The following is a 14,203-nucleotide window of genomic DNA, read 5'->3' as shown; positions in this document are numbered from 1 at the left end:
TGGCTTACTGGTGGCTATCGGAGTAGGGGAGCAGTGCCAGGTAGCGCGAACGCTTGATGGCGGTCGCCAGCTGGCGCTGATAGCGGGCCTTGGTACCGGTGATGCGGCTGGGGACGATCTTGCCGGTCTCGGTGATGTAGGCCTTGAGGGTGTCCAGATCCTTGTAATCGATCTGCTTCACGCCCTCGGCGGTGAAACGGCAGAACTTGCGGCGACGGAAAAAGCGTGCCATGTGAAGACTCCTTCAGACGTGCGATGGGGGTGATCAGGCGGACTCGGCGCGGGGCTTCTCGTCGCGGGGCTTCTCGTCGCGACGTGCACGCTTCTCTTCCGCCGGCTTCATCATCGGCGAAGCCTCGGTGATCGCTTCATTGCAGCGCACCACCAGGCTGCGAATGATGGCGTCGTTGAAGCGGAAGATGTTCTCGATCTCGTCGAGGGTCTCGCCGCTGCACTCGACGTTCATCAACACGTAGTGAGCCTTGTGGATCTTGTTGATCGGGTAGGCCAGGTGACGACGGCCCCAATCCTCCAGGCGATGCACGGTGCCGCCGTTCTCGGTGACGAGGCTGGTGTAGCGCTCGACCATGGCCGGAACCTGCTCGCTCTGGTCCGGGTGGACCATGAACACGATTTCGTAATGACGCATGGGTTCTCCTTGCGGTTTGGCAGCTTCCTCTGGAGGTCTCGGCGCTCCGGGGAAGCAAGGAGGTGATAGAAGAAACACGAACGCCCGCTCGAGGGACGAACGGGCGCAAGCATTCTAAAGAGTGCGTGCAAAAAGCACAAGCTCGAGGCCGGACCGGGGTTTCGTCCAGCTTATGGCTTATGGCTTACAGCTCCCGGCGAAGCCGGGTGGCGTTGACGAACCGCCTCGAAGAGGCTGATGCCGGTGGCCACAGAAACGTTGAGACTGGAGACGCTGCCGGCCATGGGCAACTTGACCAACTGGTCACAGGCCTCGCGGGTCAGGCGGCGCATGCCCTTGCCTTCGGCCCCCATCACCAGCGCCGTGGGACCGGTGAGGTCAACCTCGAAGAGCAGCGACTCGGCCTCACCCGCGGTACCGGTGACCCAGACACCGAGCGACTTGAGCCTGGCCAGGGCACGGGAGAGGTTGGTGACCTGATAGACCGGCACACTCTCGGCGGCACCACAGGCCACCTTGCGCACCGTGGCATTGAGCGGTGCGGCCTTGTCCTTGGGCACGATCACCCCGTGCACCCCGGCGGCATCGGCGCTGCGCAGGCAGGCGCCGAAGTTGTGCACATCGGTGATGCCATCGAGCACCAGCAGCAGCGGAGGCGTCGCATGGGGCCATGCCTCCAGGCGGAACCACAGCGCATTCTCGGCCTCGAACGCCAGCGGCGTGGCGAAGGCCACGAGCCCCTGGTGGGCGGCCCCCTGCGCCAGGCGGTCGAGCTCGTCACGCGGGCGCGACTGGATGCGGGCACCACCACGGCGGGCGGCCTCCACCAGCTCGGAGAGGCGCGCCCCCGCACCGCCCTCCTGCACCCACAGCTCGCGGGGCGTTTCGCCACGCTCGATCAGCGCACGCACGGCATGGACACCGAATACCGCCTCCAGGCCACCTGGCATCGCCGGCTTGCCAGTGGCAGGCCGCTGAGATCGCTTGTGCTTCATGGTTCTCGCTTCATTGCGGGTCACACGGCGGGCCTTGAGGCCCGCCACGGGATTCAGCGCCGCGCGCGGCGCCGACGGTTGCCGCTGCGCTTGCGGCCATCGGGCTTGTCGCTCCTGGTGGACTCGCCCCCCTTGCCGGAGGAGGGGTCGCCAGGCGAGGCTTCGGCCTTGGGCGGCTTGCCGCCGGCGCCGGCGCGCCCCTTGGCGGGGGCATCGTCTAGCGCCCGGCGACGGCGCGGCGTCCGCTGGGGACGCGGCTGGTCATCGGCCAGGGCGAAATCGATCTTGCGATCATCCAGGTCGACGCGAGCCACCTGCACGGTGACACCGTCGCCGAGACGATAGCTCATGCCGCTGCGCTCGCCCTTGAGACGGTGCTTCTCAGGCTCGTAGTGGTAGTAGTCCGAAGGCAGCGACGTGACATGCACCAGCCCCTCGACATAGACCTCATCGAGCCTCACGAAGATGCCGAACTGGGTCACCGAGGCGATGGAGCCCTCGTAGACCTCGCCGAGCTTGTCGGACATGAACTCGCACTTGAGCCAGTCCTCCACGTCGCGGGTGGCGTCGTCGGCGCGGCGCTCGGTCATCGAGCAGTGCTCGCCGAGCTCGAGCATCCGCTCGAAGGTATAGGGGGCCCACTTGCTGGGCGGTTCCACCACCGCCCCCTCCGCGCGCAGCACCGTGTTGGTCTGGCGCGGCCCGCGGATCACCGAGCGAATGGCGCGGTGCACGATAAGGTCCGGATAGCGGCGGATCGGCGAGGTGAAGTGGGCATAGGCCGGATAGGCCAGACCGAAATGACCGTCGTTCTGGGGTGAGTAGATCGCCCGGCTCATGGAGCGCAGCATCACCGTCTGGATGACATCGGTATCGGGGCGATCCTTGATGGCCTCGGCCAGGTCGCGGTAGTCCTGAGGACTCGGGTCATCGCCGCCACCCAGGGTCAGGCCCAGCTCGCCGAGGAACAGGCGCAGCTTGTCGAGACGCTCCGGCGAGGGCTGCTCGTGGATACGATAGAGGGCCGGCAGGTCATGCTTGTCGAGGAAGCGCGCCGTGGCCACGTTGGCCGCCAGCATGCACTCCTCGATGATCTTGTGGGCATCGTTACGCGAGCGCGGCACGATCTTCTCGATCTTGCGCTCGTCGTTGAAGACGATGGCCGTCTCGGTGGTCTCGAAATCGATGGCGCCCCGCTCGACCCGAGCCTCGCGCAGCAGCCGATAGAGGGCATGCAGGTTCTTCAGCGACGGCACCAGTTCGCGGTACTCCTCGCGCAGGGCCTCACCCTCCTGCCCCTCATCGTCAAGGATCGCCGCCACCTTGTTGTAGGTCAGGCGCGCATGGGACTGGAACACCGCCTCGTAGAAGCGGTAACGGCTGATGGCGCCGCTCTGGGAGATATTCATCTCGCAGACCAGTGCCAGGCGATCGACGGCCGGGTTTAGCGAACAGACTCCGTTGGAGAGCAGCTCCGGCAACATCGGCACCACCTGCCCCGGGAAGTAGACCGAGTTGCCGCGGCGAATCGCCTCCTGGTCCAGGGCACTGCCTGGGCGTACATAATGGGAGACATCGGCGATGGCCACCAGCAGCTTCCAGCTACCGGACTTGGTCTTCCAGGCGCACACGGCATCATCGAAGTCCTTGGCGGTCTCGTCATCGATGGTCACCAGCGGCACGTCACGCAGGTCGATGCGATTCTGCTTGTCCTCCTCGGCAACCTCGGCGGACATGCTGGCGATCTGGTCATGGACCTCCGGCGGAAACTCGGCGGGAATCTCGTAGCTGCGAATGGCGATATCGATCTCCATGCCGGGATCCATCCGCTCACCCAGCACCTCGACCACCTCACCGACCGGCTGCACCCGGGTCTCGGGCTGCTTGACGATATGCGCCGAAACCACCTGACCATCCTGCGCCCCGCCGCAGGCGCTGTGCGGGATGATCACCTCCTGGGTGATGCGCGGATTCTCGGGAATCAACACGCCGAACTCGGGGGTATTCTCGCGGTAGACACCGACGATGAACTGGGTATTGCGTGCCAGCACCTCGGCGATGGTGGCCTCGTCGCGACCGCGCCGATCGCGTCCGCTGACGCGCACCAGCACCTGGTCGCCGTGGAAGACCCGGCGCATCTGCCGCGGCGGCAGTATCAGGTCGGGCTTCTTGCCGTCGTCACGCAGCACGAAGCCGAAGCCGTCGCGGTGACCAAGCACCTTGCCCTTGATCAGGTCGAGCTTGTCGATCAGCGCGTAGGCTTGCGCACGATTGCGCAGCACCTGGCCATCGCGCTCCATGGCCGCCAACCGACGTCGCACCGCCTCCTGCAACTCCTCATCCTCGAGGCCAAGCTGCTGGCTCATCTTCTCGTGGGTGATCGGCTTGCCGATGTCTTCCAGGCGCGCGAGGAGATATTCACGACTGGGGGCGGGCTTGTCATACTTGTGGGCTTCACGTTCCGCGTGCGGATCGTCGCTGAGCGTCCAGTGGGTCATGCGCTGTGCATCCTTGGCAGGGTCGGGGACGACATGTGTAAGGAGGCGCTCGAGCGCCGCGGGAACGGGGTCTTGCTTGGGGAGTCATTGATCATGGGCGCAGTATAGCGCCGCGGGCCCGGCCACCCAACCTTGGCGAGCCGCCCGATGAGGGAAAAAATCACCTCGCCGCCCTCCCGCCCCTTGCAAAGCCCTGGAATTCGGGTACCATACGCGTCGCCTGCCCAGATGGCGGAATTGGTAGACGCGCTAGCTTCAGGTGCTAGTGTCCTTACGGACGTGGAGGTTCAAGTCCTCTTCTGGGCACCATCGCTCTTTTTACAGTTCGACTCGCTCGTGTACGCCCAGGTGGCGGAATTGGTAGACGCGCTAGCTTCAGGTGCTAGTGTCCTTACGGACGTGGAGGTTCAAGTCCTCTCCTGGGCACCACTCCTCCGGGAGACGCGAACACGACGAGATGCATGATGCGCCCAGGTGGCGGAATTGGTAGACGCGCTAGCTTCAGGTGCTAGTATCCTTACGGATGTGGAGGTTCAAGTCCTCTCCTGGGCACCACTCTAAAGCGTCATGCAGGCTGGACCAGACGATGCTCACAGGAAACCGCGACAGGGATCGCGGTTTTTTTGTGCTCGTTCAACACGCCCTACTCGAAGCGCCCGGGGCGATGCGCCACCTCCTCCAGCCCCCACCCCCGGGCACTCACCCGCCCCTCCAGCACCTCGGCGGCCGGCATCGGCAGATTGGGAAAGAAGTCGAGCCCGGTGCGTGCCTCTATCTCGTCGATGCTCACCAGGAAGTCGTCCAGCGGCTCGTCGCCCCGCACCCCCTGGGGCATCAGGAAGGCCAGCGCCAGGGGACGCTCGGCGGGCACCACGATGATCTTGTAGAAGGCCTCGGGGACCTCTACCAGGCCGACTCGGTTGAAGACGTTGTCGAGGAAGCGCGCGGGGAACACCGGCCCGGTGATGACCTGCACGGCGCCGAAGCGCGGCACGAAGTGATCCATCACCGCCTCCTCGAGCCGCTGCCAGAGCCGGCGATTGAGCTCGGGTCGCTGGGGCGACATGTTGCTCATCAGGAAGGTGTCGCGCTGGGCCCGGCTGCCGTGGACCGCCGCGATGGCATAGTTAGGCGCGAGATGGCCGCGGTCATAGCCGCTACCGAAATAGCTCTCAGGATCGATCGGCCATAGCGCCCGCCAGTCGCGGCGAAACCCGGGACGCGGCCCGGAGCGGGGATCCTCCACCGCCTGGAGCCGATAGCTGACCCATAGCGGATTGACCCGCACGTCCGACCAGCCCACCAGGAAGCCGTCGTTACTCAGCACCCGGTGGAAGCTGGTGGGCGACACCTGCTGCCACACCGGCACCCCCATCCACACCAGGGAGTCACGCAACTCGCGCGCCTGGAAATGCCACAGGCCGGTACCCACGGCCACGAACAGCAGACTGATGGCGAAACGCCGCAGCGGGCGGCCACGGCGCAACAGGAAGGAACGTCGAGGACTCATCCGTGAATGGCTTTCCGGTCAGAAGATGAAAGGGCCGCTGGCGGCGAGCGGCCAGGTGAGGCTACCAGCCCAGCGAGAACATGGTCTCCAGGTCGTGGCGAGAGTGGACCTGCATGGCATTGAGGGTCTCGGTGTCGCGGATGCCCTCCACCGCATTGAGGCGCTCGGTGACCAGCTCCGCCAAGCTCTCGAAGTCACGCGTGCGGGCGATGGCGACCAGGTCATAGCGACCACAGGTGGAGTAGACCTCGCTGATCCCCTCCACATCGGCCAGGCGCTCGGCCACCGACTTGACCTGCCCCTTCTCGGCATTGATCAGGATCACGGCATTCTGCATCGGACTCTCTCCAGCTTGCGCCCCGAGGGCGGAGTGGGCGGCGAGCAGTCGTCGACGGCTGCCCGGGATCTGGCCGCGAGTATATCAGTGCCGGGGGCCGGGAAGCATCACTCCTCGCCTGGCACCAATCGAGGCTGCGACAAGGCGCCGCGGTCACGCGATCGCATGTACGAGCCACCTTGACTACCATGAACTGACGAACTCGACCGGCAGCCGACTGTCGGAGCGATTAGGGTGGAGCACCACCCCCCAAAGCATCACCCCCAAAGCACCACCCGAAGAGAGTGGGCAAGTACCCGACCTGACAACGAGACAACAAGGAGATTCCATGGCTAACCACAGCCGTCGTGATTTTATGCGTAACAGCCTGCTGGGCATGGCGGCCCTGCCGCTGGGTGCCGGCATCCTGTCCAAAAGCGCCTTCGCCCAGGACCTGCCGCCGCTGGACCCCGCCAACGAGCAGACGCAGGCCCTCAACTACGTCAAGGACGCCGCCGAGGCCGCCGACCACCCGGCCTACGCGAAGGGAGAGCGCTGCGACAACTGCATGTTCTTCCAGGCCGATAGCCAGGGCTGCCAGCTCTTCCCCCAGAACAGCGTCGAGCCGGCGGGCTGGTGCCAGTCCTGGACCGCCCAGAGCTGATGCCCGGGCGGCCCCCGGCCGCCACTCGGCTATTGCGAGGACCCGCGCCCCGGCGCGGGTCCTGTCGTCAGGGATGAGGGCGCACCGCGTCAGGCGTGCTCGGCCTCCTCTTCGTCCGGCAGCGGCCACTGGTAGCGCCGCACCACATGCTCGCCCTGGATCGACTCCAGGCGTACCGGGAAGCCCCACAGCTGATGCAGGTAGCGGATCACCGGATAGACACTGCGCGCCAGCGGGCGACGATCGTCCTGCACATGACGCAGGGTCAACGAGCGGTCGCCACGGATATCCGCCGAGTAGACCTGGATATTGGGCTCACGCACGGATAGCGCATAATGAGCCGCCAGCGCCTCGCGGATGCGCCGGTAGCCACGCTCATCATGGATCGCCGTCACCTCCAGCATCTCCTCCTGATCGTCATCGAGCAACATGAACAGCTTGAGGTCACGGATCACCTTGGGCGACAGGAACTGCTGGATGAAGGACTCATCCTTGAAGTTCCTCATGGCGAACTCCAGGGTCTCGCGCCAGGCGCTGCCGGCGGCATCGGGAAGCCAGAGGTAGTCCTCCTCGGTGGGCGCCTCACAGAGGCGCCGCAGGTCGCTGAAGATGGCAAAACCCAGCGCATAGGGGTTGATGCCGTTGTACCAGGGGCTATCGAAGGGGGGCTGCTGCACCACCGCCGTGTGGGACTGGAGGAACTCCAGCATCAGCCCCTCATCCACCGCCCCCTCCTCATAGAGCCGGTTCATCAGGGTGTAGTGCCAGAAGGTCGCCCACCCCTCGTTCATCACCTGGGTCTGGCGCTGCGGATAGAAGTACTGCGCCAGCTTGCGCACGATGCGCACCACCTCGCGCTGCCACGGCGCCAGCAGCGGCGCATTCTTCTCGATGAAATAGAGCAGGTTCTCCTGGGGCTCCGGCGGGTAGCGCCCCCCCAAGTGCAGGCCGAGCGGATCCTCTGCGTCGCTGATGCCTGGCAACGCATCCTCGTGCAGCGGCTCCGGAATGGTGCGCCACAGCATGTTGACCTGGGCCTGCAGGTGTTCCTCGCGCTCCTTCTGGCGGCGCTCCTCCTCCTTGGCGGAGATCGGCGAGGGGCGCTTGTAGCGATCGACGCCGTAATTCTGCAGGGCGTGGCAGGCATCCAGCAGCTGTTCCACGGCGCTGACGCCGTGGCGCTCCTCGCACTCGGCGATGTACTTGCGGGCGAACACCAGGTAGTCGATGATCGAGCCGGCGTCGGTCCAGGTACGGAACAGGTAGTTACCCTTGAAGAAGGAGTTGTGGCCATAGCTGGCGTGGGCCATGACCAGCACCTGCATCATCAGGGTGTTCTCCTCCATCAGATAGGCGATGCAGGGATCGGAGTTGATCACCAGTTCGTAGGCCAGACCCATCTGGCCACGCCGATAGGCCTGCTCCACGGCCAGAAACTGCTTGCCGAAGGACCAGTGGTGATACCCCACCGGCATGCCGACGCTGGCGTAGGCATCCATCATCTGCTCGGAGGTGATCACTTCGATCTGATTGGGATAGGTATCCAGGCGATACTCGTCCGCCAGCCGCGCGATCTCCCTCTCGAACTCGGCAAGCACCTCGAAGTTCCAGTCCGATCCTGTGGCGATTGGCTTGCGTCGGGTCATCTTGCCTCCTCGGCCGCTGTCCGGCCCTCAGCCGCCAACGGCGCGGCGCTTGAACAGCTCGCGGAACACCGGATAGATATCGCCGCTCTCGACGATCTGGCGCATGGCGAAGCGCGCCGGAAACTCGGCGGCCACGCTCTCGTACTCTTCCCACAGCGCCTGGTGGGCGTGAGGGGTGATCTCCACGTAGGTGAAGTACTGCAGCCGCGGCATAAGCTTGCGGGTCAGCAGATCGCGGCAGGCCACCGAATCGTCGTCCCAGTTGTCGCCATCCGAGGCCTGGGCCACGTAGAGGTTCCACTGGCGCGGGGGGTAGCGCTCGGTGATGATCTCGTCGACCAGCGACAGGGCGCTGGAGACGATGGTGCCGCCGGTCTCCCGGGAGTAGAAGAACTCCTCCTCGTCGACCTCCCTGGCGGCGGTGTGGTGGCGCACGAAGACCAGCTCGACTTTCTCGTAATTACGCTCGAGAAACAGGTAGAGCAACAGGAAGAAGCGCTTGGCGATATCCTTGTGGGCCTGGGTCATGGACCCGGAGACGTCCATCACACAGAACATCACCGCCTTGCTGGAGGGCTGAGGCTGATTGACCAGGCGGTTGTAGCGCAGGTCGTAGGTGTCGATGAAGGGCACCGCCTCGAGACGCTTCTCGAGACGCTCCACCTCGGCCCTGAGCTCATTGATACGCGCCGGATTGCGCAGCACGGGGTCCTTGCGCTCCTCGGCCTCCAGCGCCTCGCAGGCCTCGCGCAGGGCGCGGCGGATGGGGGCACGCATGGCGATGCGACGGGCATGTGCCTCGCGCATGGAGCGCACGATATTGATCCGCGCCGGCACCCCCTCCCGGGAGACCCCGGCACGCACCGGACGCACCTCGTCGAGGTCCACCAGGTTCTTGCGCTCCAGGTGGGGCAGCTCCAGGCCATCGAAGACGAAGTCGAGGAACTCCTCCCGGGAGAGGGTGAAGGCGAACTCGTCGACCCCCTCGCCCTGGTTGGAGGCGCTCCCCTCCCCCGCGCCGCCGCCGCCGCCCCCCCCCGGACGGCGCAGGCGATCACCCTCGACGAACTCCTTGTTGCCCGGCGCGACGATGCGTCGCCTGCCGCCCGAGCCGTGCTGGAACACCGGCTCCGAGATATCGCGGGCGGGAATCGAGACCTTCTCGCCACGCTCCATGTCGGTGATCGAGCGACGATTGACCGCCTCCTCGACCGAACGCTTGATATGGGTACGGTAGCGGTCGAGGAAGCGCTGCCGGTTGACCGCGCTCTTGTGCTTGGCATTCGCCCGCCGATCGATAAAGTAGCTCATGGCAACTCTCCTGCGCGCCGGGAGTCCTGCCGCCACGGCGCGGTGTCGGGCTACTGTGACTTGCGCACCCGCAGGTACCACTCGGAGAGCAGACGCACCTGCTTCTCGGTGTAGCCGCGCTCCACCATGCGCGCCACGAAGTCCTCATGCTTCTTCTGATCGGCGCTGGAAGCCTTGGCATTGAAGGAGATCACCGGCAGCAGCTCTTCGGTGTTGGCGAACATCTTGTGCTCGATCACCCCGCGCAGCTTCTCGTAGGACTGCCAGCTGGGGTTCATGCCGTTGTTCTGGGCACGCGCCCGCAGCACGAAGTTGACCACCTCGTGACGAAAATCCTTGGGGTTGGAGATACCAGCCGGCTTCTCGATCTTCTCCAGCTCCTCGTTGAGGGCCTGGCGGTCGAGGAACTCGCCGGTCTCGGGGTCGCGGTACTCCTGGTCCTGGATCCAGAAGTCGGCGTAGGTGACGTAGCGGTCGAAGATGTTCTGGCCGTACTCGGAGTAGGACTCCAGGTAGGCGGTCTGGATCTCCTTGCCGATGAAGTCGACATAGCGCGGCGCCAGGTACTCCTTGATGAAGCGCAGGTAGCGCTCGAAGGTCTCCCGGGGCAGCTGTTCCTGCTCCAGGCGCTGCTCCAGCACGTAAAGCAGGTGCACCGGGTTGGCGGCCACCTCGTGGCTGTCGAAGTTGAACACCTTGGAGAGGATCTTGAAGGCGAAGCGGGTGGAGAGCCCATCCATACCCTCATCGACCCCGGCGGCGTCGCGGTACTCCTGGATCGACTTGGCCTTGGGGTCGGTGTCCTTGAGGTTCTCGCCGTCGTAGACCCGCATCTTGGAGTAGATGCTGGAGTTCTCCGGCTCCTTGAGCCGCGAGAGCACCGAGAACTGGGCGAGCATGCGCAGGGTATCCGGGGCGCAGGGCGCCCGGGACAGCGACGAGTGCTCCAGCAGCTTCCTGTAGATATTGATCTCCTCGGAGACCCGCAGGCAGTAAGGCACCTTGACCATATAGACCCGGTCCAGGAAGGCCTCGTTGTTGCGGTTGTTGCGGAAGGTCTGCCACTCGCTCTCGTTGGAGTGGGCCAGCACGACGCCCTCGAAGGGGATCGCCCCCATGCCCTCGGTGGGGTTGTAGTTGCCCTCCTGGGTCGCCGTCAGCAGCGGATGCAGCACCTTGATCGGCGCCTTGAACATCTCGACGAACTCCATCAACCCCTGGTTGGCTCGACACAGGCCGCCGGAGAAGCTGTAGGCGTCGGGGTCGTCCTGGGAGTAGAGCTCGAGCTGGCGGATATCCACCTTGCCCACCAGCGAGGAGATGTCCTGGTTGTTCTCGTCGCCGGGCTCGGTCTTGGAGATGGCGATCTGGTTGAGTCGCGAGGGGTAGAGACGCACCACCCGGAACTGGCTGATGTCGCCGCCGTACTCCTTGAGGCGCTTGGCCGCCCAGGGCGACATCACGCTCTTCAGATAGCGGCGGGGGACCCCGTACTCCTTCTCCAGCAGCTCGCCATCCTCCTCCGGCGAGAACAGGCCCAGCGGCGACTCGTAGACCGGCGAATCCTTGATGGCATAGAAGGGCACCTTCTCCATCAGCAGCTTGAGGCGCTCGGCCAGGGATGACTTGCCGCCGCCCACCGGCCCCAGCAGGTAGAGGATCTGCTTGCGCTCCTCCAGCCCCTGGGCGGCATGGCGGAAATAGGCGACGATCTGCTCGATCGCCTCTTCCATGCCGTAGAACTCGGCAAAGGCCGGGTAGCGGCGGATCACCTTGTTGGAGAAGATGCGTGACAGCCGCGGATCCTTGGCCGTGTCGATGACCTCAGGCTCGCCGATCGCCTGAAGTATGCGCTCGGCGGCCGATGCATAGGCCAACGGCTCGTCGCGACACAGCTCCAGATACTCCTGCAGGCTCATCTCCTCCTGCTGGACACGGGCGAAACGGTTCTGCACATGGTCGAAGATGCTCATCGATGTCTCCTTAAGCCCGATGGCTCGGCGCCGGCCGGCGGGCGCACGAGAACAGGGTCACCTTCAGCGTAGGTCAGCCCGGCACACTATCGACTGACATCCTGTCAACGCTTGTCTGTATCCCTATGAGCCCGCTACGGACTCATGGTTCGACACCGCCGGGGACACGGCATTCAACGCAGCGGGCCTGCCATCACGACGCTGGCAGGCCCGCAAGAGGACGACCAGGCAACGCTCAGAGCATGGCGGCCACCCGGGTACCCTGGTCGATGGCACGCTTGGCGTCGAGCTCGCCGGGCTCCAGGGCACCCCCGACCAGGTGCACGGCCACGCCGGCCTCGCACAGCGGTGCGTGGAGCTCGCGCACCGACTCCTGGCCAGCACAGACCACCACCGTATCGACCTCCAGCAGGCGCGGCTGGCCAGCATGCCGGACATGCAGTCCGGCATCATCGATATGCAGGTACTCGCAGCCGGCCAGCGCCTCCACGCCACGCTGCCGGAGCGATGCCCGATGCACCCAGCCGGTGGTCTTGCCGAGCCCCTTCCCGGGCTTGCTGGACTTGCGCTGCAGCAGGTAGACCCGACGCGCCGCCCGGGGATGACGCGGCGCCTTGAGCCCACCCGAAGAGGCGACGGCGAGGTCTACGCCCCACTCCGCGCACCAGGCCTCGGCGTCCAGCGACGGCTGGCCGACCTGGGTCAGCCGCTCGGCGACATCGAAGCCGATGCCCCCCGCGCCGATGATCGCCACCCGGGGCCCCACCCGCTCGGGATACTGGATAGCCTCGGGGTAGCCCAACACCTTGGGGTGATCGCTGCCGGGAAGCGCGAGCCGGCGCGGGCGCACCCCGCTGGCCAACACCACGCCATCGAAGCCGGCCAGCGTCGCCACATCCGCGGCATGGTTGAGCCGCACCTCGACGCCGTGCTTGTCGAGCATTACCCGGAAGTAGCGCAGGGTCTCGGCGAACTCCTCCTTTCCAGGGATCTGGAGGGCATAGCGGAACTGGCCGCCGAGCGCCTCCTCCCTCTCGAAGAGGGTCACCAGGTGGCCGCGCCTGGCCGCGGTCAGCGCCGCGGCCAGGCCCGCCGGCCCGCCGCCCACCACGGCGATGCGGCGCGGCGCTTGCGCCGGCTCGATGACCAGCTCGGTCTCGTGACCGGCGCGCGGGTTGACCAGGCAGGAAGTGAGCTTGCCGGCGAAGGTATGGTCGAGGCAGGCCTGGTTACAGGCAATGCAGGTGTTGATCTCGTCGCTGCGCCCCGCCGCGGCCTTGCTGACCCAGGCCGGGTCGGCGAGGAAGGGCCGCGCCATGCTGACCATGTCGGCATGCCCCTCGGCCAGCACCCGTTCGGCGACCTCGGGCATATTGATGCGATTGGTGGCGATCAGCGGCAGGGAGACCTCCCCCTTAAGCCGCCGGGTCACCTCGGTGAAGGCCGCCCGGGGCACGCTGGTGACGATGGTGGGCACCCGGGCCTCATGCCAGCCGATGCCGGTGTTGAGCGCGTCGGCGCCGGCCGCCTCGAGCGCCCTGGCCAGGGCCACCACCTCATCATGGGAACTACCCTCCTCCACCAGGTCGATCATGGAGAGGCGGAAGATCACCAGGAAGTCGTCGCCAACCGTCTCGCGGATGCGTCGCACGATCTCCAACGGGAAACGGATCCGGTTCTCGAAAACGCCTCCCCACTCATCGTCGCGATGATTGGTGCGTCGGCAGATGAACTGATTGATCAAGTAGCCTTCCGACCCCATCACCTCCACGCCATCGTAGCCGGCCCGCCTGGCAAGCGCGGCACAGCGCACATAGTCCTCGATCTGGCGCTCCACCTCAGCGGCGGCGAGCGCCCGGGGGGAGAAGGGATTGATGGGCGCCTGGATCGCCGAGGGTGCCACCAGCTCCGGCGTGTAGGCGTAGCGCCCGGCATGCAGGATCTGCATGCAGATCCTGCCGCCCTCGCCATGCACCGCCTCTACCAGCCGACGGTGATCGCCCAGCTGTGCCTCACGCTCCAGGGTCGCCGCCCCCTGGAACACCGCCCCCTCAGGGTTGGGGGCGATGCCCCCGGTGACGATCAGCCCGACCCCCTCCCGGGCGCGCTCGGTGTAGAAGGCCGCCAGGCGTTCGAAGCCACCCGGCACCTCCTCCAGGTTGGTGTGCATGGAGCCCATCAGCACCCGGTTGGGCAGGGTCAGGTGGCCAAGCACTAGGGGGCGAAACAGGTGCGGGTAGGCGGTCATGGCGGCGCTCCGGTCATTATCGGGGAAGTTGTCATCGGGCCGAATCAAACAACTGTATGATAGCTGACGCGCAGGTGCAAAGCGGCTGCCGCGGGGCGGGGGGGGGAGACGAGGGAAAATGAGATGGCGGGCGATCGGCGCGGGAGGGCCGTCGGGTACCGTGCAATCCGGCGCATACGAAGAAGCCCCGAGCGAATGGGCTCGGGGCTTCAAGAATTCGTGGCGACGATGGCGGACCGGACGGGACTCGAACCCGCGACCTCCGGCGTGACAGGCCGGCATTCTAACCAACTGAACTACCGGTCCGCGTGGTGGGTGATACCGGATTCGAACCAGTGACCCCCAGCATGTGAGGCTGGTGCTCTAACCAACTGAGCTAATCACCCACGTTAT

General features: G+C 65.6%; 11 protein-coding genes and 5 tRNA genes. 4 read left to right on the top strand and 12 right to left on the bottom strand.

All coding sequences use genetic code 11. The annotated features are described in order from the left end of the window. Positions 1-4: 4 nt before the first annotated feature. The 4 genes from rpsR to rnr all read right to left on the bottom strand — a co-directional run bounded on the left by rpsR (position 5) and on the right by rnr (position 4,142). Positions 5-232 carry a 30S ribosomal protein S18 gene (gene rpsR, locus NFH66_RS02825; protein WP_009097135.1) on the bottom strand — a complete coding sequence of 76 codons (228 nt, stop codon included), beginning with the start codon at positions 230-232 and terminating at the stop codon, positions 5-7. A 33-nt stretch (positions 233-265) separates the two neighbouring features. Then, positions 266-649: a 30S ribosomal protein S6 gene (gene rpsF, locus NFH66_RS02820; RefSeq protein ID WP_349608202.1), complete on the bottom strand. Its 384-nt coding sequence runs from the start codon at positions 647-649 to the stop codon at positions 266-268. A gap of 170 nt (positions 650-819) precedes the next feature. After that, entirely contained in the window at positions 820-1,644 is an 825-nt protein-coding gene (gene rlmB, locus NFH66_RS02815; RefSeq protein WP_349608201.1) for a 23S rRNA (guanosine(2251)-2'-O)-methyltransferase RlmB, read from the bottom strand. Positions 1,645-1,697: 53 nt separating this feature from the next. Beyond that, positions 1,698-4,142, bottom strand: a complete 2,445-nt coding sequence (gene rnr, locus NFH66_RS02810) for a ribonuclease R (protein ID WP_349608199.1) — start codon at positions 4,140-4,142, stop codon at positions 1,698-1,700. Between the two features lie 222 nt (positions 4,143-4,364). Here rnr and NFH66_RS02805 point away from each other — a divergent pair. From NFH66_RS02805 to NFH66_RS02795, 3 genes are all read left to right on the top strand, one after another. Next, positions 4,365-4,451 (top strand) — tRNA-Leu (locus NFH66_RS02805). 33 nt (positions 4,452-4,484) lie between these two features. Further along, a tRNA-Leu gene (locus NFH66_RS02800) sits at positions 4,485-4,571 on the top strand. Positions 4,572-4,610: 39 nt separating this feature from the next. Further along, positions 4,611-4,697: transfer RNA gene (locus NFH66_RS02795), tRNA-Leu, on the top strand. Between the two features lie 88 nt (positions 4,698-4,785). On the opposite strand, the gene NFH66_RS02790 is transcribed toward NFH66_RS02795, so the two are convergent. Together NFH66_RS02790 and NFH66_RS02785 are read right to left on the bottom strand one after the other, a co-directional pair. Next, a complete protein-coding gene (locus tag NFH66_RS02790; protein ID WP_349608198.1) occupies positions 4,786-5,652 on the bottom strand; it encodes a DNA/RNA non-specific endonuclease in 867 nt (288 codons plus the stop codon). A 61-nt stretch (positions 5,653-5,713) separates the two neighbouring features. After that, positions 5,714-5,989, bottom strand: a complete 276-nt coding sequence (locus NFH66_RS02785) for an Lrp/AsnC family transcriptional regulator (protein WP_349608197.1) — start codon at positions 5,987-5,989, stop codon at positions 5,714-5,716. 328 nt (positions 5,990-6,317) lie between these two features. Here NFH66_RS02785 and NFH66_RS02780 point away from each other — a divergent pair, with 328 nt between their 5' ends. Beyond that, positions 6,318-6,632 carry a high-potential iron-sulfur protein gene (locus tag NFH66_RS02780; RefSeq protein ID WP_349608196.1) on the top strand — a complete coding sequence of 105 codons (315 nt, stop codon included), beginning with the start codon at positions 6,318-6,320 and terminating at the stop codon, positions 6,630-6,632. Positions 6,633-6,721: 89 nt separating this feature from the next. Here the strand turns inward: NFH66_RS02780 and NFH66_RS02775 are convergent, their stop codons facing one another. The 6 genes from NFH66_RS02775 to NFH66_RS02750 form a co-directional block, all read right to left on the bottom strand. Further along, complete coding sequence (locus NFH66_RS02775; RefSeq protein ID WP_349608195.1) at positions 6,722-8,278, bottom strand: SpoVR family protein; 1,557 nt, start codon at positions 8,276-8,278, stop codon at positions 6,722-6,724. A gap of 27 nt (positions 8,279-8,305) precedes the next feature. After that, complete coding sequence (locus NFH66_RS02770) at positions 8,306-9,589, bottom strand: YeaH/YhbH family protein (RefSeq protein ID WP_349608194.1); 1,284 nt, start codon at positions 9,587-9,589, stop codon at positions 8,306-8,308. Positions 9,590-9,639: 50 nt separating this feature from the next. Beyond that, positions 9,640-11,562 (bottom strand): PrkA family serine protein kinase, encoded by a 1,923-nt coding sequence (locus tag NFH66_RS02765; protein WP_349608192.1) that lies wholly within the window; start codon positions 11,560-11,562, stop codon positions 9,640-9,642. A gap of 235 nt (positions 11,563-11,797) precedes the next feature. Continuing rightward, a complete protein-coding gene (locus tag NFH66_RS02760) occupies positions 11,798-13,810 on the bottom strand; it encodes an oxidoreductase (RefSeq protein ID WP_349608190.1) in 2,013 nt (670 codons plus the stop codon). A gap of 229 nt (positions 13,811-14,039) precedes the next feature. Further along, positions 14,040-14,116: transfer RNA gene (locus tag NFH66_RS02755), tRNA-Asp, on the bottom strand. Positions 14,117-14,119: 3 nt separating this feature from the next. After that, positions 14,120-14,196, bottom strand: a tRNA-Val gene (locus tag NFH66_RS02750). Positions 14,197-14,203: the final 7 nt, after the last annotated feature.

The organism is Halomonas sp. H10-9-1 (assembly GCF_040147005.1).
Classification (GTDB): Bacteria; Pseudomonadota; Gammaproteobacteria; order Pseudomonadales; family Halomonadaceae; genus Halomonas.
Note: the sequence above shows the minus strand (reverse complement) of the source record. Positions and strands in the feature narration are given on the sequence as shown.